General features: G+C 72.4%; 13 protein-coding genes. 7 read left to right on the top strand and 6 right to left on the bottom strand.

Annotation, left to right across the window (positions count from 1 at the left end; genetic code table 11):
* The first annotated feature begins 376 nt into the window (after positions 1 to 376).
* From AC559T_RS02190 to AC559T_RS02170, 5 genes are all read left to right on the top strand, one after another.
* Positions 377 to 1,882 carry a phytoene desaturase family protein gene (locus tag AC559T_RS02190; protein ID WP_498867569.1) on the top strand — a complete coding sequence of 502 codons (1,506 nt, stop codon included), beginning with the start codon at positions 377 to 379 and terminating at the stop codon, positions 1,880 to 1,882.
* Positions 1,879 to 2,754, top strand: coding sequence for a fatty acid desaturase (locus AC559T_RS02185; RefSeq protein WP_498867568.1), 876 nt, complete (start codon positions 1,879 to 1,881; stop codon positions 2,752 to 2,754). The genes AC559T_RS02190 and AC559T_RS02185 overlap by 4 nt, the downstream gene beginning before the upstream one ends.
* On the top strand, positions 2,747 to 3,346 hold the full coding sequence (locus AC559T_RS02180) for a TetR/AcrR family transcriptional regulator (RefSeq protein ID WP_112106288.1): 600 nt from the start codon (positions 2,747 to 2,749) through the stop codon (positions 3,344 to 3,346). Before AC559T_RS02185 ends, AC559T_RS02180 begins: the two co-directional genes overlap by 8 nt.
* 274 nt (positions 3,347 to 3,620) lie before the next feature.
* Positions 3,621 to 5,231, top strand: a complete 1,611-nt coding sequence (locus tag AC559T_RS02175; protein ID WP_498867567.1) for a 3' terminal RNA ribose 2'-O-methyltransferase Hen1 — start codon at positions 3,621 to 3,623, stop codon at positions 5,229 to 5,231.
* Positions 5,228 to 8,059 carry a polynucleotide kinase-phosphatase gene (locus AC559T_RS02170; protein WP_498867566.1) on the top strand — a complete coding sequence of 944 codons (2,832 nt, stop codon included), beginning with the start codon at positions 5,228 to 5,230 and terminating at the stop codon, positions 8,057 to 8,059. Before AC559T_RS02175 ends, AC559T_RS02170 begins: the two co-directional genes overlap by 4 nt.
* Positions 8,060 to 8,268: 209 nt before the next feature.
* Here the strand turns inward: AC559T_RS02170 and AC559T_RS02165 are convergent, their stop codons facing one another.
* Together AC559T_RS02165 and AC559T_RS02160 are read right to left on the bottom strand one after the other, a co-directional pair.
* A complete protein-coding gene (locus tag AC559T_RS02165; RefSeq protein WP_498867565.1) occupies positions 8,269 to 8,748 on the bottom strand; it encodes a cupin domain-containing protein in 480 nt (159 codons plus the stop codon).
* 4 nt (positions 8,749 to 8,752) lie between these two features.
* Positions 8,753 to 9,430 (bottom strand): hypothetical protein, encoded by a 678-nt coding sequence (locus AC559T_RS02160; protein ID WP_498867564.1) that lies wholly within the window; start codon positions 9,428 to 9,430, stop codon positions 8,753 to 8,755.
* Positions 9,431 to 9,589: 159 nt separating this feature from the next.
* On the opposite strand from AC559T_RS02160, the gene AC559T_RS02155 reads away from it, so the two are divergent.
* The gene (locus AC559T_RS02155) at positions 9,590 to 13,168 is read left to right on the top strand and encodes an ATP-binding protein (RefSeq protein WP_498867563.1); all 3,579 of its coding nucleotides are present in this window, start codon (positions 9,590 to 9,592) and stop codon (positions 13,166 to 13,168) included.
* Between the two features lie 664 nt (positions 13,169 to 13,832).
* Here the strand turns inward: AC559T_RS02155 and AC559T_RS02150 are convergent.
* The 3 genes from AC559T_RS02150 to AC559T_RS02140 form a co-directional block, all read right to left on the bottom strand.
* Entirely contained in the window at positions 13,833 to 13,997 is a 165-nt protein-coding gene (locus tag AC559T_RS02150) for a hypothetical protein (RefSeq protein ID WP_498867562.1), read from the bottom strand.
* 153 nt (positions 13,998 to 14,150) lie between these two features.
* On the bottom strand, positions 14,151 to 14,891 hold the full coding sequence (locus tag AC559T_RS02145) for a hypothetical protein (protein WP_498867561.1): 741 nt from the start codon (positions 14,889 to 14,891) through the stop codon (positions 14,151 to 14,153).
* Positions 14,888 to 16,849, bottom strand: coding sequence for a PKD domain-containing protein (locus AC559T_RS02140; RefSeq protein WP_498867560.1), 1,962 nt, complete (start codon positions 16,847 to 16,849; stop codon positions 14,888 to 14,890). Before AC559T_RS02140 ends, AC559T_RS02145 begins: the two co-directional genes overlap by 4 nt.
* 134 nt (positions 16,850 to 16,983) lie before the next feature.
* Here AC559T_RS02140 and AC559T_RS02135 point away from each other — a divergent pair, with 134 nt between their 5' ends.
* Complete coding sequence (locus AC559T_RS02135; RefSeq protein WP_498867559.1) at positions 16,984 to 17,424, top strand: hypothetical protein; 441 nt, start codon at positions 16,984 to 16,986, stop codon at positions 17,422 to 17,424.
* Here the strand turns inward: AC559T_RS02135 and AC559T_RS02130 are convergent.
* Positions 17,390 to 18,400 (bottom strand): DUF2786 domain-containing protein (locus AC559T_RS02130; RefSeq protein WP_498867558.1); only part of this gene is annotated, 1,011 nt, incomplete at its 5' end. The two genes, AC559T_RS02135 and AC559T_RS02130, sit on opposite strands and share 35 nt — an antisense overlap.

Genomic DNA, 18,400 nt, shown 5'->3' with positions numbered 1-18,400 from the left:
GGAACTGACAGCCCTGCTTGACCACGTGAGCCACTCCCACCCACTAGTCGCCCCAACCTGACCAACCAGCGACTAGGGATGCGGCGCCCCGACGACCCGCGATCCCCGTTCGCCTCCGACCCGACCGTGACGGGTACATCCGTGTTGCGTAGTCACGGTGTCGGTCAAGTGCGCTCCACCCCGTCGATTCGGGCCTGATCGCGGATCCGCCGGGTCGAACGGTGGTATCGCCGCCGAGGCGGGACGCCTGAGGTCGACTCGGTCCGCGCGCGCGGCGCGGGTCTCCCGCGATTTCTTGATCAATACGACCGAATGCATTGACTCACCTGACCCTTCGCCGCATTCTGAACAAATGTTCAGAACAGATGTTCAGGACGTGCCGACAGTAACCGAGTCATTCGACGTGGCGGTGATCGGTGGTGGTCCGGCCGGCATGGCGACGGCGCTTCGGCTGCAGACCGCCGGCCTGTCGACGGTGGTACTCGAGGCGCACGGCCATGCCGGCGGCTGCGCGGGCTACTTCCGAAAGCGCGGATTCTCCTTCGACGTGGGTGCCACCACGCTCGTCGACTTCGCGCCGGGCGGCGTCGGCTTCGAGTTGCTGCAGAGCGTCGGAATGAACCCGTTGGACGCCTGCGAGCTACCGGGTTACGTGGCCCACCTGCCCGATCGCGAGGTCGTGCTGCACCGCGATCCGGCGCTGTGGCACGCCGAGCGTCGGCGCATGCTCGGCGACACCGGCCGGCATCGGCGATTGTGGTCCCTGCTCGACCGGTTGGCGCAGACGTTCTGGCGGGCGAGCCGGTCAGGGGTGCGCCTCCCGGTACGCCGGCCGGCGGACGCGCTGCACGACCTGCGGGCGCTCGGTCCGGCCGGCGTCCCACTCGCCCGCTATCTGAACTGGACGCTCGGGGACGCGCTGCGCCGCTACGGGTTGCGCGACGACCCGGCTCTCGTCGGACTACTGGCGATGCTCGTCGAGGACACAGTGCACGCGACCGTCGACGATGCGCCGCTGATCAACGCGGCGCTCGGAGTGACGATCCGGGGCGCCGGCCTGAGCCGACACGCCGGGGGGATGCACGGCTTCTGGCGGGCGCTCGTCACGCACTACCGGGGGTTGGGAGGCCGGCTGCGCACCGGGTGTGCGGTCTCGCGGATTGACGGCGAGCCGGGCGCCTACCGGGTGTCGACTCGCCGAGGCGCGATCGGTGCCCGCCGGATCGTGGCCGCGGTACCCGCCGCCACCACTGCCGCGATCTGCGCCGGGCTCCCGGTGGCCGACCGGCTGCGGGCATATCTGGAACGCGACGCGCAGGCGCTCGGTGGCGCGTGCGTCGTATTCCTCGGAGTACCCGAGGACGAGGTGCGTGGGCAGAAGTTCACGCACCATCAGTTCCTGCAGTCGTACGATCGCCCGCTGGGCGAGGGAAACAACATGTTCGTTTCCGTCTCCGAACCCGGGGACACCCTCAGCGCGCCGCCGGGGCACCGCGCCGTCATGATCTCCACCCACACCGAGCTGTCCGAATGGGTGGGACTCGACGACATCGAATACGAGCAGCGCAAGAAATGGATCGGCGAGCTGCTCGTCGGGTGTGCCCGCCGCGCCTACCCGTCGTTGGGAGAGCGAGCGGTGTTCGCGGCGACGGGCACGCCGCGCAGCTACGAACGGTTCGGCTTCCGCCCGGCCGGCGCCGTCGGGGGCGTCCGTCAGCACCTTCGCAACACCAATCAGCACGCCGTTCCGCACGACCTCGGCGGCCCCGGGCTCTGGTTGGTCGGAGACTCGACCTGGCCGGGTCTGGGCACGGTGGCCTGCGTGCTGGGCAGTCGCATCGTCGCGGAGGGAATGCTGCGCGAGGGGGGATTCAACCGATGACCTCCCTGGACCCGCCCCATCCGCCCGGCCCGCTCAGCCCGTCCCGTCCTCCCGGTCCGCCCGATCCTCCCGGTCCGCCCGGTCCGCCCGGTCCGCCCGCACTGGCCGACCTGGGTGCCGATCTGCTCGTCACCACCCGCCGGCAGCGGTGGATCGCGCTCGCCCGCCCGTTCGTCGGCGTGCTGTGTTTCGCGGCGGCGGCGTGGGCAGGCTGGTGGTGGCTCACACCGGTGATCGTCTTCGGAATTTTCGTCGCGGTCGTCACGGTCACCCACGACGTGGTGCACGGCACGCTCGGCCTGTCCGGACCGGCCACCGATCGAGCACTGTTCGCCATGGGGCTCGTCCTCCTTGAGAGCGGGCACGCCTACCGCGCCACGCACACCCGCCACCACCAGCTCTTCCCGCACCCCGATGATCCGGAGGGACATCCCGCCGAGCTGTCGCTGCTCGGCGCCGTGGGCTACGGCCCGGTGTTCCTGCCACGGCTGTGGTGGTGGTCCTACCTGCGGGGGCGCGACCGCGGCTGGCTGCTCGCCGAGGCCGCCGCGCCCGTGGTGGCGCTCGCGGGGGGCACCCTGGTGTGGCCGTACACCTCGGCCGTGTTGGTATATGCGTTGATGGCGATCGTCGGGAGCTGGGTGTACCCGCTTCTGACGGTGTACCTGCCGCACCACGACTACGGCGACACACCCCTGGCACAGACCCGGACCCTGCGCGGGAGGATCATCCCCGCTGTGTTCCTCGAGCTCACCTACCACCTCGAACACCATCTGTACCCACAGGTGCCCAGCCACCATCTCGCGGCGCTCGCCCGTCGACTCGACGGCTACCTCGCCGCTAACGGCGTTCGGCCGATACGCGTTGTCTGACACCCGCGGCCGGATCCTCGACGCCACCCTGGCCTGCCTCGTGCGGCACGGTTATGCCGGCACCACCGCACGGGCGATCGCTCAGGCCGGCGGATTCGCCCCCGGCGTTCTCTACTACCACTTCGCCGATCTGGACGACGTCCTGGTCGCAGCCCTTACCCACACCTGTGAGGCGCGCACCCAGCGGTACCGGGACGAGCTGTCCGGTGTGGACCGGGCCGGGCGCGCGGTGGAGATACTTCGCCGGCTCTACCTCGAAGACACCGAGGTCGGGCACATCTCCGCCGTCCAGGAGCTGTATGCCGGGGCGCGGCCGGGGTCGCGGCTGGCCACCCAGCTGACGCTGGAGACTCGGCGTTGGGAGGTGCTGGCCGCCGAGGTGCTCACCACGCTGCTGAGCGGCAAGCCGTTCGCCAACCTGGTGCGCATGCCCGTACTCGCCAATGCGGCCGTCGCGTTCTACCTCGGCGCGGAGACGCTCGCCCACCTCGACGAGGACTCCTCGAAAGTGATGGAGTTCTTCGACCAAGCCGCGAAGCTCGCCGTGTACTTCGACAGAATTCCACGGCTGCGACGAAGCACCCCTGGATAAACCCCGGGATGGGTCCGGTCGTGTCGGACGATCGGGTCGAGCGGCCTGGTCACCTGCTCGACGCTGGCCGCGCCGATCGGCTGGGTCGCCGGGCAACTCATCGGCGCCGGGCCCCTGGCCCTGTCAAAGCAGGTGCAGTCGTGAGGTCGGACCCGCCTGGCGTGGGGCGGCTTCAGTCGTCGCGCCCGGCGCCGCCGTCGCAGGTCGAACTGGCCAAGACGGGTCCGGCGAAATCGGGGCGACGGGTGGGGTTCGGGTCCGGAAGAATCGCGAGGTGCTCCTTGCCGTGTCGACGACCCACCGTCCCGCCACCGATCTGGGGTTCCTGCTCCACAAGCATCCGGACAAGGCGCAGCGGTTCGATACCGCCGCCGGCAGCGCGCACGTCTTCTACCCGGAGGCGACCGAAGAGCGTTGCACCGCGGCGCTGTTGCTGGAGATCGACCCCGTCGGGCTGGTCCGTAACAGGCAGGCAGGTACCGCGGGCAGGCGCGGCGGTGGGGGCGGGGCGGATGCGGCCCAGTACGTCGACGACCGGACGTACGCGGCATCCAGTCTGCTCGCGGTCGCGATGGCGGCGGTGTTCTCGACGGCGATGGCGGGACGCTGCAAGGCTCGGCCGGAGCTGGCCGCGACCGCGCTGCCGCTGGAGATCAGGCTGCCGTCCCTGCCCTGCCGGGCCGGCGGTGCCGATCTCGCCAGGCGGCTGTTCGAACCGCTGGGGTGGCAGGTCGCGGCTGTCCCGCTCCCGCTGGACCCGCGGTTCCCGGAGTGGGGCGACGCACCGCACCACGACGTCACCCTCACCGGGACTCTCCGGCTCGCCGACGCGCTCACCCAGGTCTACATCCTGCTGCCGGTCCTCGACGACGCGAAGCACTACTACGTCGGACGGGACGAGATCGACAAACTCCTTCGCGAGGGGGCCAGCTGGCTGCCGGGGCATCCGGAGCGGCAACTGATCGCCAGGCGCTATCTCGCGCACCGCCGGGCCCTGGCCACCACGGCGCTCACCCAGCTCGCGGCCGTCGACGACCTCGCGGCCGACAGCCTCGGCACCGGCTTCGAGCCCGGCCTGGTCGCGACCGAGGCAGAAGTGGCCGAGACAGAGGTGGCTGAGGCAGAAGTGGCCGAGGTCGCCGAGGTGGCCGAGGCGGGCGAGGCGGGCGCCGAGGGCACGAGCGGCGAAGTCGGCGAGACGCGGCCGCCGGCGTTGGCGGAGTTGCGGCGGCGGGCGATCCTCGCGTTGCTGCGCGCCTCGGAAGCGCACCGTGTCGCCGACGTCGGGTGCGGCGACGGCAAGCTGGTCGCGAGACTGCTCGCCGAGCCGACCTGCACCGAGGTCATCGCGGTCGACGTCTCCCACCGCGCACTGGAACTCGCCGCGCGGCGGCTGCGGATCGAGCGGATGCCCGACCAGGTCCGCGCCCGGCTACGCCTGATCGTCTCGTCGCTGACCTACCGGGACAGCCGCCTCACCGGCCTGGACGCGATCGTGCTCTCCGAGGTCGTCGAGCACGTCGACCCGCCCCGGCTGCCCGCGCTCGCCGAGGTGGTGCTGGACCACGCGCAGCCCCGCCTGGTGATCGTCACCACGCCGAACATCGAGTACAACGTCCGGTACGAGGGCCTGCCGTCCGGTGCGCTGCGGCACCGCGACCACCGTTTCGAGTGGACGCGGGACGAGTTCGCCACCTGGGTCGGCGGCCTCGTCGCCCGGTATCCCTACACGGCCAGGCTCGGTGGAGTCGGCGTCGACGATCCGGAGGTCGGTCAGCCCACGCAACTGGCGATACTCGAACGGTTGCCGGCGGGAGAACACCGCGCGGTCGGAGAGCACCGGACGGTCGGAGAGCACCCAGCAGGGACGGGGGAAGGCCGATGAGCACACCGACAGGCGGCCGTCCTCTGCCGGGGGCCGACTTTCCGCAGGCGCCGCTGACCGTTCCCGAGATCTGCCTTGTCGTCCTCGTCGGCGTCACCGGGTCCGGGAAGTCGACCTTCGCCAGGACGCATTTCCGTCCGACGCAGGTGCTGTCGTCCGACGCCTGCCGGGGGCTCATCGCGGACGACGAGAACGACCAGGCCGCGACCCCCGACGCGTTCGACGTCCTGCACTACATCGCCGGTAAGCGGCTCGCCGCCGGGCGGCTCACGGTCGTCGACGCGACGAACGTCCAGCGCGCGTCCCGCGCGTCCCTGATCGAGCTGGCCAGGTCGCACGACGTGCTGCCGGTCGCGATCGTCCTCGACGTGCCGGAGTCGGTCTGCCTGGCGCGCAACGCGACGCGACCCGACCGTGCCTTCGGCCCGCATGTCGTCCGCCGGCAGCAGGCCGAGCTGCGGCGCTCGCTGCGCGGCCTGGCCCGCGAGGGGTTCCGGCGGGTCCACGTCCTGCGCTCGGAGGCGGAGATCGCCGCCGCGACGATCGAGTACACCCGGCTGCTGACCGACCGGCGCGACGTCGCCGGGCCGTTCGACGTGATCGGCGACGTCCACGGCTGCCGCGCCGAACTCGAGCAGCTCCTGACCAGGCTCGGCTACGCCCTGCGCCACGACGACTCGGGACGGGCGGTAGGCGCGAGCCACCCGGACGGTCGGCGCGCGGTCTTCGTCGGTGACCTGGTGGACCGCGGCCCGGACACGCCCGGCGTCCTGCGACTGGCGATGGGGATGGTCGCCGCGGGCGAGGCGTTCGCCGTCCCGGGCAATCACGAGAACAAGCTCGTCCGGGCGATGCGCGGAAGGAAGGTGACCATCGGCCACGGCCTCGCGGAATCGCTCAGGCAGCTCGCCGAGGAAAGCGACGACTTCCGCGCCGAGGTCGACCGGTTCTGCGACGGGCTGGTCTCACACCTGGTGTTCGACGAGGGCCGCCTGGTCGTCGCGCACGCCGGGCTGAAGGAGGCGTACCACGGGCGGGCGTCGGGCCGGGTGCGGTCGTTCGCGCTCTACGGCGACACCACCGGTGAGACCGACGAGTACGGACTACCGGTCCGCTACCCGTGGGCACGGGACTACCGGGGCAAGGCGATGGTGGCCTACGGTCACACGCCCGTCCCCGAGCCCGAGTGGGTGAACAACACGATCTGCCTCGACACCGGCTGCGTCTTCGGTGGACGGCTGACCGCACTGCGGTATCCCGAGCGGGAACTGGTCTCCGTGCCGGCGGCGCAGGTCTACTTCGAGCCGATCCGCCCGACCGGCGGGAACGGGACGGGCCCCACGGACCCGGCGCCGGCCGAGTCGCCGCTCTCGGCCGGGTCGCCTCCCACAACCGGACCGCTGGTGTCAGCCGAGGCACTGCCGTCAGCCGAGGCGCTGCTCTCGTCATTCCCGCTGCTGTCACCGTCGGAGCCGGCGCGGTCGGCGGGCACAGTCTCGACGGGCACGGGCACGGGCACGGCGGGCACGGGCCTGGAGATCCTGGACGTGACCGACGTACTCGGCCGGCGGATCGTCGAGACGAGGCACGGGGGCAGGGTGCAGGTGCGGGAGGAGAACGCCCTCGCCGCTCTGGAGGTGATGAGCCGCTTCGCCCTCGACCCGCGCTGGCTCGTCCACCTGCCGCCGACGATGAGCCCGCCACCCACCTCGAAGCTCCCCGGCCTGCTCGAACATCCGGCGGACGCCTTCGAGGCCTACCGGGCGGACGGCGTCGAGGACCTGCTGTGCGAGCAGAAGCACATGGGCTCCCGGGCAGTCGCCGTCGTCTGCCGGGACGAGGCAGTCGCGGCGACCCGGTTCGGCGCCACCGACGGCACCACCGGCGCGGTGTTCACCCGGACCGGCCGGCCGTTCTTCGACCGCGATCGCACCGAAGCACTGCTCGCCCGGCTGCGGGCCGCGATGACCGCCAGCGGACTGTGGGCAGAGACCGGAGCCGGCTGGGCGGTGTTCGACGCGGAGATCATGCCGTGGAGCGCGAAGGCCCAGGACCTCATCCGCCGGCAGTACGCCGCCGCCGGGGCAGCCGCCCGTGCCGCGTTGCCAGTCGCCGTCGACGCGCTCACCCAGGCGTCGGCTCGCGGGATCGACGTCGGTGACCTGCTGGACCGCACCCGCGGACGGGCCGCGAACGCCGACGCGTTCACCGCCGCCTACCAGCGCTACTGCTGGCCGGTGGACGGCCTCGACGGAGTCCGGTTCGCGCCGTTCATGCTGCTGGCGACGGGACCGGCGCCGCAGGACGCCGCGAGCGGCCCGGGTTGGGGCGGTTCGTGGCCGGCCGGCACGACCCATGTGGGACGGGACCATCTCTGGCACCTCGGCGTCGCCGACCGACTGGCGGCCGCCGATCCGGACCTCATCGTCACCACGGAACGGATCCAGGTGGACGCGGGCGACCCGGCCTCGGTCGCCGCCGGGGTCGAGTGGTGGGAGGCACTGACCGCCGCCGGCGGCGAGGGAATGGTCGTCAAACCGCTGGCCGGGCTGGTCCGGGGGAAACGCGGCCTGGCCCAGGCCGGCGTGAAGGTGCGTGGCCGGGAGTATCTCCGCATCATCTACGGCCCCGACTACACCGAGCCCGCGAACCTGGAGCGGCTGCGTTCCCGCGGTCTGGGACGCAAGCGCTCGCTGGCGTTCCGGGAGTACGCCCTCGGGCTGGAAGCGCTGGAACGCGCAGCGGCCGGCGAACCCCTCTGGCGGGTCCACGAGTGCGTCTTCGCGGTGCTCGCGCTGGAGTCGGAGCCCGTCGACCCCCGGCTGTAGACGACCCCGCCGTCGCCGCGTACCCCTCGCAGCGCCTTCTTGGCCCGGGTGATCCGAGCCGCCATCGTGGGCGTCGGCACCAGGAAGGCCCGGGCGATCTGCTCGGTGCTCAGCCCGCCGACCAGCTTCAGGTCAGTGCCCCCGGGCATCCCGGGCCAGCATCGAATCCGGCGCTGACCAGCTGCTGGCGGACCGCATGTGGAGGCACGTCAACCGTCGTGATGGTTCGATTCGTCCGGCGTCTCGGCAGACAGGGCGAGCACGTCGACGTTGTACTCGGCCGATAGCCGCACGATGAGGTCGGCGTCGTGCCCCGGCGGCCAGAGCGCGAGGTAGAGCCCTTCGGCCCCACCCGGCGTGAACAGCATGAGCACGTCGGCCGGCCCGTCCAGGGCGAGGCACCGGTGCGGCTGGTCGCGGGGGACGAAGACGAGGTCTCCGGTGGCGGCGGTGAGGCGGCGTGAAGCGGTGTCGACCCGCATCCGGCCGTCGAGGACGACGAACGACCGATCCTCACCATGGTGTACGAGGTACGGCGCTTCGTCGCCGGGCAGCAGCTGGATCCGGAGCAGCCCGTAGGAGCCGCCGGTCGTCGCCGCGGTGGCGAGCGGGACGGGCGCCGGTCTGCCCGGGAGGACCGTCCGCGGTCCGCCCCGGGCGGTGCCGGAAGTGGTGTGGAACGGGCCCACCCGTTCAGCTCCCGCCTCGTCGCGACCGGTTGTTGTCGCTCCACGGCAGGGCGGTGGCCGCCAGCGCGAGGCCGGCGATGACGGTAGCCGGGATGATCCAGTAGCCTTCCGTCACGGGCAGGCCCGGCCCGAGGAGAAGAGTCACGCCGGCGATGACGAGACCCGCGGCCACCGGTCTGGACAGCCCGCCGACCCGCCACCCGACGATCCCGAGCAGCGGAACTCCGATGATGAACGCGAAAGCGAGCGGTAGGGCGACGAGCGTCATGTCGGATTCGATCTCGTGCATGGTGTGGTGGTCGATGTTCGGTGCGACGAACAGCTCGATGTAGGCGTTCGCGGGCATCGTCACGAACCCGACCCAGACCAGCGCGTAGGCGGCCCGGGCCAGCCGGCCAGGCCCGAGGCGGCCCGCCAGAAGCGGCAGCCCCGCGGCGACCAGCACACCGCCTATGCCGAAGAGCAGGTGGGCAGCGGACCAGGTGGCCGCCTGCTCGGCCGCCTCGTTGTGCTCGAGCGGGTGCAGCAGGTTCCCCAGCGCGAACAGGACGCCGCCGGCACCGAGCAGGACCCGGCGCAGCGTGGCGTCATCCGACCACGCCGGCACGGCGGCCTCCGGGTGCCGCGCCGAGCGCGGCACCCGCGGCGCGCCAGCGAGAGGTTGTGATTCCAGTGTGGACATGGCTTCTCCTTCATGACTGGGGCGGCCGCGTGCCGCACCCTTCGCCGGGGCCGACTGTTGCCGACTACGCTGGCCGTTCGGCGGTGAACGGCCTGCGTGCGCCTTGCGTCCGGCTGGCGCCTGGCCGGCGGCGGCGAATCGGGAGGGTCGATCGGAGCGGTGAGCGGCTCCTCTCCCGTGCGGTTCGGTGTTCTCGGACCGACCATCGCCACCGCCGGCGACGGCTCCCCGCTGGAGCTCGGCCCGCGGCGGCGCCGGGAACTGATCACCCTCCTGTTGCTACGGCCCGGCGTCACCGTCACCGCGGACGCGCTGGCCGACGAGCTGTGGCAGGGGGAACCACCGCCCGCCGCGCGGTCCACGCTGCAGGCACACCTGTCCGCGCTGCGCCGGGTCCTGGAGCCGAAGGTCAGCCCGCCGTACCGGCTGCTCGTCACCCGGGGCTCCGGCTACGCCCTCGCGATCTCCCCCGCCGATCTCGACACCGGGCACCTCGACGAGTTGCGGGCGCTGGCCAGGGGAGCGCTCGACGGTGGGGATCCGGGCGGCGCCCGCGCTCATCTGGAGCGTGCTCTCGCCCTCTGGCGGGGTGAGCCGTTCGCCGACCTGGAGGGCCACGCGGCAGCCGAGGCGGCGCGGGTGAAGCTGGCGGAGGACCAGATGGCCGTCCGGGCGGACCTTCTCGCCGTCCGGCTCGACCTGGGCGAACACGATGCGGTGATTGGTGAGCTGCGCGTCCTGACGGGCCAGCACCCGTTACGGGAGCGGCTACACGCCCAGCTCGCCACCGCCCTGTACCGCAGCGGCCGGCAGGCCGACGCGCTCACCGTGCTTCGTCAGGCACGGCAGACCCTCGCGAGCGATCTGGGTCTCGAGCCGGGGGCCGAGCTCCGGGAGCTGGAGACCGCGATCCTGCGGCAGGATGCCGGGCTGATCCGCCCCGGCATCCCCCGCCCTGGCATCCCCCGCACCGCATACCCCTGGGTCAGCTCGCCGGGCGCCGCTTCCGGCACGAGGCCGGCAGCCGCGACCGCCCCCGCGGCCGCCGGCGGCCGGCTGCCGTTGCTTGGCCGAGACCGGGAACTCTCCGCCCTCGAACAGGCGTGGGAGCGGACCGTCACCGAGCGGGCGACCGGCGTGGCCCTGCTGTCCGGCGAGGCTGGCATCGGCAAGACCAGGCTGCTGGAGGAACTCGCCCGGCGGGTACCGGCGCAGGTCCGTTGGGGCCGCTGCACGCAGGTCTCCGGCGCCCCTGTCTACTGGCCATGGCGGCAGCTGCTGCGTGGCCTCCCGGCGGAAGTGGTGGGCGCGTTCGGTGCGAACCGGGACGGTGACGGTCCGGTCCGTTTCGAGGTCGCGCTGGCGATCGGCCGCCATCTGGCCGATCTCGCCTCCGCCGGTCCGGTGCTGGCGCTGCTCGAGGACCTCCACTGGGCCGACCCGGCCTCGATCGCGATGCTGGAGATCCTCGCCAGTGAACTGACGGACGTCCCTGTGCTGCTGGTCTGCAGCTTCCGCCCGGAGCGCGGCGGGAAGGCCGTCCCAGGCGATCACGCCGACGACGGCGATCTCGGCGCCGCCGTCCCAGCAGGTGGGCGCGGCCAGTCGCCGCAGGACGGCGAGCCCCTCCGCCGGCTACTTGGCGTGCTCGCCCGTCACCCCGCCCTGACCAGGGTGGAGCTGGCCGGGCTCCCGCCGACGGACGTCGGCCGGCTCTTCGGCGCCGTGAGCGGGATGGCGCCCACCCCCGAACAGGCGGAGGCCGTCCGCCACCGCACCGCCGGCAATCCCTTCTTCGTCGTCGAGCTCGCCCGACTGGCGGTGACCACCTCTGTCGACCAGGCCGCGGCGGCCGGCACGCTGCCGACCGGGGTGCGGGACACCGTGCTCGCGAGGTTGGCCGCGATGCCCGCCGCAATGACGACCCTCCTCGCGGCGGCCGCCGTGGTCGGCCGCGAGGCGGCGTTGCCGGTGGTGACAGCCGCCGCCGGCATGACCCAGGCCGCCGCGCTCGACGCGGTGGACATCGCCGTCGCCGCCGGGCTGGCCGACGTGCCCGCCCCTGGCCGGCTGCGGTTCACCCACGACATCGTCCGGGAGGCCGTGCTGCTCGGTATGGGAACGGCCGAGCGTGCCCGCCTGGCCGGCCTCGTCGCCGACGCCCTGGTGGCCCACCAGGGAGCGTCGGTGCCAGCCGCAGTGCTCGCGCACCACCTCCGCGCCGCCGCGGCCGGACATACCGACCTGCGCGCCGCACAGGCGCAGGCGACCGCGGCGCGGGCCGCGCTCGCGCAGTTCGCGTTCGAGGACGCGGCGACGCTCGCCGGCCATGGTCTCGACCTCGTCCCCGGGGACCGTCCTGACCTGCTGGTCGACCTGATGGTGATCCGCGGCGAGGCGCTGCGTCGGTCCGCCGACTTCGCGGAGGCACAGCAGGTGCTCACCGAGGCCGCCCGGATCGCCACGGCGAACGGCGACACCGTCCGCGCGGGACTCGCGACCCTGACCCGCGCCGGCGACGTGGTCGGCGGCTACAGCTCCCTGTTCTACGTCCCCGTGCCGGGCCTGATCGCCGATCTGGATGCCGCGGCGGCCGCGCTGCCCGCGGCCGAACAGGACCTCCGCTTCCGGCTGCTCGCCGCGGCGGCCGTCCGCGCGTGCTACGGGGAGCCGGAAGCGGCGAGCCGTCTCATCCTGCGGGCAGCCGAAGTGCTCGCCGGTCAGCGCGCGGCCCGACCCGGGACGACCGATGAACCCGCCGGTCTGCTGATCGCCCGGGCACTCGCGGCCTGGACACCGCAGCACGCCGGCCTTCGGCTGGCGATTGCCGACACGCTGCTGGCGACGGCCGACGGCCCGCCCGGCGGCGAGTTGGTGGCCCGGCACCTGCGTCGGGCTGTCCTTTGGGAGCTGGGTCAGGTCGAAGCCGCGGAGGGCGAGTCAGCCGCCTTCAGCCGGCGGCTGCGCCAGGTGCGTGACCCTGACTTCGATCTTCTGGACCGCTGCTGGCAGGCGATGCATCACCTTTACGCCGGACGGTACGACCAGGCCGCCGAGGTCGCGGCCGTACTGGGCGGGTCACTACCGGGTGTGACGCCCGGGGCGATCAACGCGCTCACCCAGTCCGCCACCACAATTCACGGCATCACCGCCTGGGACCGCGGCACCATGGGCGACTTCCTCCCGCAGGTGTACGACATGGAGGAACAGATGATCGCCGAGTGGGCGCTGATCCGCTCCCTCGCGCTCACGGAGACCGGACGCCCGGAGGCCGCGGCACGTGAGGTCCGCCGCCTCGTCCGGCCGGACCTGGCCGACGTCGCTCCGGGTGCCATGGAACCGGTCTACGTCGTGATTCTCGCCGAGATCGTGACACAGGTCGTCGACGCGGTCCCGGACATGGCCGACTGGGCGACCGGCCTCGCGGACCGCATCGCGGGGTACGGCGAGACGTTGGTGACCTTTGTTCTCGGCCTGACCTGCATGGGCCCCGCCGCCCTGTACCGGGGCGGGCTCGCCCTGGCACTGGGCCGGGTGGACGAAGCCATTGCCGCCCTGCGGTCGTCGCTGGCGCTTGCCGAAAAGACCGGCGGGGTGCCGTTCGTCATCCGTACCCGGCGGCGGCTCGCCCAGGCGCTACGCCGCGCCGGGCATGATGACGAAGCCCGACAGTTCGACCTGGCCGCCGCGCGCGACGCTCACACCATCGGCATGCGGCTGCCGTATTCCGGCACCTGACGACACCTGACCACACGAAGGAGCCGACGATCGACCCTGCCGAGATCGAGGCGGCCCGACCAACCGCCGTACGCGCCGACAACCAGGGCGACACCGTCGAATGAGCGACAGACGGAGGGCCTCCCCGGTGAGGGGAGGCCCTCCGTGCGTCCGAGCGTCAGCGCTCAACGGAAGCCCGGAAAGGGCATGAGAGCCCTCTGGCCGACAAGCCTGACTCACAGCGGAGAATGCTTTTTCACGTCCGCCCGACACAACCCTGGAGAGGTTCTCCGTTTCTGCCCCGCGAAAATGAGATCTCCAGCGGGACGCCGAGCGGCGCGGTGTCAAGGCCTGGCAGGACGAACAGCTGCAGGCGAGGGCCGAAATCGTGGTCCGTGGAGACCTCGTCGTCGAACCCGAGTACCTCGGAGCCCTCCGGGCTTCGGGAGCATCCGGCGCATCGCGAAGCCGAGATGCTCGGGGTCGCTGATGAAGCTTCCTGGCAGTCCGCGGTGCAGGTTGTGGGCAACCTGGGTCCTCCCGACGGCGTTCGGACCGTTGATCCAGGTGAGGGTCAGCGCCAGCCGAAGAATAGTCAGGTTCAGCCAGACCAACATCGCCCACCACACACCACGATGGACCCCCACGGTTGGCGAACGCCCCGGGCCCGACCAGACTATGGCCCTCACGCGGTGGCGGTCTCCACATACCGCGGCACGAGCAGGCCGCCGATCCCCAGGACGTCGTCGAGCAGTCGCCGCACACGCTCGATCTCGTCGGCGGCGCAGTCGATCAGGACCTTGATCTCCACGTCACGCTTGCCCGGATCCACGGTTCTGGACGTGACCATCCCGTTCATCCCTGTCCAGCCGTCAGCGAACAGGTTGCCCTGCACGTTCTTGGCGCTGACCCGGCGGCTCCCGGTGGCGACCGCGGGTGTCCTCCGAAATCGCCGCCGCCCCGGCGCCGGTGGTGGGATCGCCGCCACCGGCGCCGGGATGCGTCAGCCGGTTGCCTCAGCCGGTGGGGGTGGCTCCGTCGTCGGGGCGGGCGGCGGTGGCATGATCTCCGGCGGTGGTTCCGTCTTCGGTTCCGTCGGTGGTGAATCTTCTACCGGCGGCGGCGTGGTCGGATCCGGCGGCGGAGTGGTCGGATCCGGAGTGATCGGATCCGGCGGCGGAGTGGTCGGATCGTCGTCCGGGATCGGATCCGGCGGCGGATCACCCGTGGGCTCCGTCGGTGGTGGCGAAGTAGATGGGATGGGTGACGAGCCGGGGTCTTCCGGCAAGGTGACCTCGTCCTGGGCTGACGAGCTGCCGGCCGCGTTGCTGGCTTCGAGGCCGATCCCGTAGGTCCCTCCTGGTTCGCCGTTGACGGTGTAGGAGGTCCCCGGGTCGGGAGTGAAGCCGCCGTCGCCATCCGCGCCCTGCGGGCTCGGGTATGAATGCGAGATGAAGTAGCCCTCGACAGGGGTGTTGGACGGAAGGGTCCAGGTCCAGGTGATCTGGTTGCCGATGACCGACCGGGTGATGACGACCGGGTCGGGCACGGTGCAGCCCATCCCGGTGACCGGGTCCGAGGTCGCGGTGCCGCCCGGCCCGGTCGCCGTCACCGTGACGTCGAACAGGCGGCAGTCGGTGGTGCGGAAGCCGATCTGGTTGGCCTGCTCCTGCGCGCTGTAGCCGCCGTCGTCACCGCCGGCGGCCGTGTAGGACCACGAGTAGGTGATCGACCCGTCCGTCACCGGGTCCTTGACGGCGATGCTGAAGCCGAAGCCGTCGGGGGGGTTTTCACGAGCACCGGTCTGTCGACGGGGCACAGGCCCGCGGCCTGCGGGTCGAGCGTCCGCGGGTCGAGCGTCTGCGGGGAGGCGGCGGTGGCGGTGCCGTCGGCGGCGTAGGCGGTGAGGGTCACCGTGAACGGCGCGCAGTCGGGCGGCGGGATGACATCGAACGTCGTGTCCGACATCGGGATCACCTCGACGTCCGCCAGGTCGGCGGTGAGACCGAACCGGGCCGTCGGGGCGCCGGCACCGGTGCCGGCCTGGGCTTCGACGCGCCAGCGGTCCACGGCGGGGGTCACCGTCATCGTCGGGACGGGTGGCGCCCCCGACTCGGTGATCGTGATCTGCTGGCTGGCCCGGCTGGTGTTGCCGGCCTCGTCGGTCACGGTGACCGACACGACGAACGTGGTGCCGGGATCGGCGGCCTCGTAGGTGTGGGTGGCGCTCGCCGCGGCCCCCGGCCCGCCGGTGCGGACCCCGTCGCCGAAGTCGAAGGAGTAGCCGGCGACGGGGGACGCACCGGCGGTGGAGGCGGAGGCGTCCGCGCTGATCTGCAGTGGAGCCTCGCCGCTGGCCGGCGTCACCGCCAGCCGCGCGACCAGCAGGTCCGTCGGTACCGGGTCGGTCGGCGCCACTCCGGGCGGGAGCTCGACGCTGCCCTCGACGGATGGCGTGCCGGTGCGGTCGACGGTGAGGTACACGGCGGGGGTGGCGTGCCGGCCGTCGGCGAGGGTGGCGTGCGCGACGACCAGATACTCGCCGAGCCGGGACCAGGCATGGCTGGTCTGCCCGCCGCTGCCGGTCGTCCCATCGCCGAACGACCAGGTCGCGCCGGCGACCCGGGTTCCGTCCCGGGCGGCGAGGCGCAGGGTCACCGGTTGGCCGATCCGCGCCCGGGCCGCCGACACCTGGATCGTGACCTCGGGATCGTCGACCGCGACGGCGTCCGGTGCCGTCTTCGTCCGGGTGATCGGCGGGGCTGCCGCGGTGTCCGGCAACGGGGCCGCTTCGGACCGCGCACCGTCGGCGCCGTCACCGACGCTTCCACCGCTGCTGTCGTCTGCGCTGCCGGCGCCGTCGATGAGGCCGGCGCCCGGCCGGTCCGGGTTGTACTTCTCGACGACCCGCGTACTGCCGTCGAGGCGGATCGCACCGGCCCGGAAGCTGGACGGGTCGTTGGAGAACACGAACGGGCCCTGCACGACCAGTTCGAACCGGGTGCCCGCCGGCAGCACCTCCGGCCGGCCGACGACCCGGCGCTGGCCGATGTCGACGACGATGACCCGCCCGTCGGTGAAGTCGGGGAGGAACAACCGGCCCGCGACCTCCCGCGGCTCGCCGAGGTCATGGCCGGCCGCGGCGAGGTCGACGACGGTGTCGCAACGTCCCGTCGTCAGATCGCTGATCACCAGCGTCCCGCGCTGACCGCTGACCGCGTACACCTCGGGCCTGCCCTGGCCGCCGCCGACGACGACCGACCTGTCGGCGGGCGCCGTCTCCAGGCAGGCGCCGGCACCGGGCTCGCCGCCGTCGCCGAGTGTCCGCACGGTGCGCGCGGTCGGATCGACGACGGTGAGCCGTCCACCGGCCAGGACCAGCCGGCCGCCGGCCGTGACACCGGCGGATGCCCGGGCCTTCCCGCCACGGTCGTCGAGCCGGACGACATCACCGCTGCCGCGGTCGATCAGCCACAGCCGGCCGGCGGGGTCGGTGACCGCACCGCCCGACCCGGCCCGCGCCGCGACGGACTGCAGCCCCCGTGCCTGCAGCGTGCCCGGGTCAGCCGTCGTGACCAGCCCCGACTCCTCGTCGACGACGAAGGTGGCGCCGCTGGTCGGGAACACCCGCAGCCGCCGCTGGTCCGTGCCGAACCGCACCGGGTCGGTGGGCTCGAACGTCGCCCCGTCGACCCGCAGCACGCTGCCCGCCGTGCTGTTGACGATGTAGGCGTCCGGCCCTGACTGCGTGGACGTCAGTTCTCCGCTGCCGACGGCTCGACGGCATCCTCGACACCTCTCGCGTTGACACCTGGACCGGGGTGCGAATCCCACCCATGACCCCGTTCGACACGCTCAAACTCTGGCTCGCGACCGTGTTCGACGGCTACTGCCAGATCGACGTCGCGAAGGACGCGGCGACGGAGCCCCTCACGCCCGCGGGCCGCCCATTCGGCGACGCCGTCGTCAACGGTGCCAGCGTCGCCTACCTGACCTGCCCGAAGATCACCGAGTCGTGGTACGAGTTCCGCGTCCACGCCTTCGGCCCCGACGCCACCACCCTCGCCGAGGACCTCGCCGACCAGGTCCGCACCTGGGAACACAACCATCGCGACGGCCCCGACCCCCGCATCACCACCCACCCTCTCGGCACCTCGGACCACGACCTGCCACCAGGCCGGACCCTCGACCGAGCCCACGCACGCATCACCATCACCTGGCCACATCCAGCGGACCCGGACGCTACCTGTCACGACTCCCGGCCGGCGCCGAGCTAGACCCGGCGACCTCGTCCCGGATGCGCAGGGTGGCCAGGTCGGCGGCGGCCCGGCCGAAGGCCAGCCCCTCGCGGTCAGTGCCGCTCACCGACTTCTCCACAACCTCCGGGAACATCGCCGCGACCGCCGCGCGGACGGACTCGTCCCGGGAGGCGAGCACCGGCAGGAGGCGTGGATCGCCCGCCTCGGCGACAGCCTGGGCGCTGGCCTGCTCCGTCGCGACGCGCAGTCGCTCACCGATGCGGGTCGCGAAGGCGGTGAGGAACGACTGGCGGAACGAGCGCGTGCGGGATCGTCCGTGGCGGTCCTGGCGGGTGCCGGCGTGCGTCATCGCCGTGGTCGCCTGGACCAGCAGCGAGGTGTAGAGCAGTTCCACCGCGTCGATGTCGGACGGGTAGCCGACGACAGTGCTCGAACCGAGATGCTTCGCCCACACCGCATGGCAGCGGTTCGCGCCGGCGATCACATTCAGCAGGATCGCTTTCGCCGCCTCGTAGGGGTTGTCGATGCCGATCCGCCGGCCGATCGGTTTCACGGTCGCGGTGCGTTGCGCCGCCAGTAGCGCCTCGTCGATGCTGTGCCGTGCCATGAGCTGCTGGGCCTTGGCGGTCAGCGCCTCGGCCTCCTCGGCGAAGGATGTCGACTCGGCCTTCGCCAGCAGCGCACGGACCTTGTCCAGGAGGCCCTGATCCACGCCGCCGCTCCCACTCCCGACTCCCCCGGCGCCACCCGCACCGCCGCGCCGCGCCGTGCCCGGCACGGGGCCCAGCATCTGGATCACAGGAAGACCACGCAGGAGGTTGACCAGCTCGACGGCGTCGCCGAGCACCTCCGGACGTCCGCAGCCGTGCCGCGCACCCCAGGCGTCGAGCCAATGGTCGTCGTCGTCCCACCAGACGGTCGCGTCGAGGGCCCGCAGCTGCCCCGTCCACCGTTCGTCGACGGTGGACGGGGCGTACTGACGCATCTGCGCGGC

This window comes from Frankia sp. Hr75.2 (genome assembly GCF_949319125.1).
Lineage (GTDB): Bacteria > Actinomycetota > Actinomycetes > Frankiales > Frankiaceae > Parafrankia > Parafrankia soli.
The sequence above is the reverse complement of the archived record's forward strand: the minus strand, read 5'-3'. Positions and strand labels throughout refer to the sequence as shown.

Coding starts and splice junctions, on each gene's coding strand:
- AC559T_RS02185 (WP_498867568.1), top strand. CDS start 1,879: ATGACCTCCCTGGACCCGCCCCATCCGCCCGGCCCGCTCAGCCCGTCC.
- AC559T_RS02170 (WP_498867566.1), top strand. CDS start 5,228: ATGAGCACACCGACAGGCGGCCGTCCTCTGCCGGGGGCCGACTTTCCG.
- AC559T_RS02160 (WP_498867564.1), bottom strand. CDS start 9,430: ATGTCCACACTGGAATCACAACCTCTCGCTGGCGCGCCGCGGGTGCCG.
- AC559T_RS02150 (WP_498867562.1), bottom strand. CDS start 13,997: ATGGTCACGTCCAGAACCGTGGATCCGGGCAAGCGTGACGTGGAGATC.
- AC559T_RS02135 (WP_498867559.1), top strand. CDS start 16,984: ATGACCCCGTTCGACACGCTCAAACTCTGGCTCGCGACCGTGTTCGAC.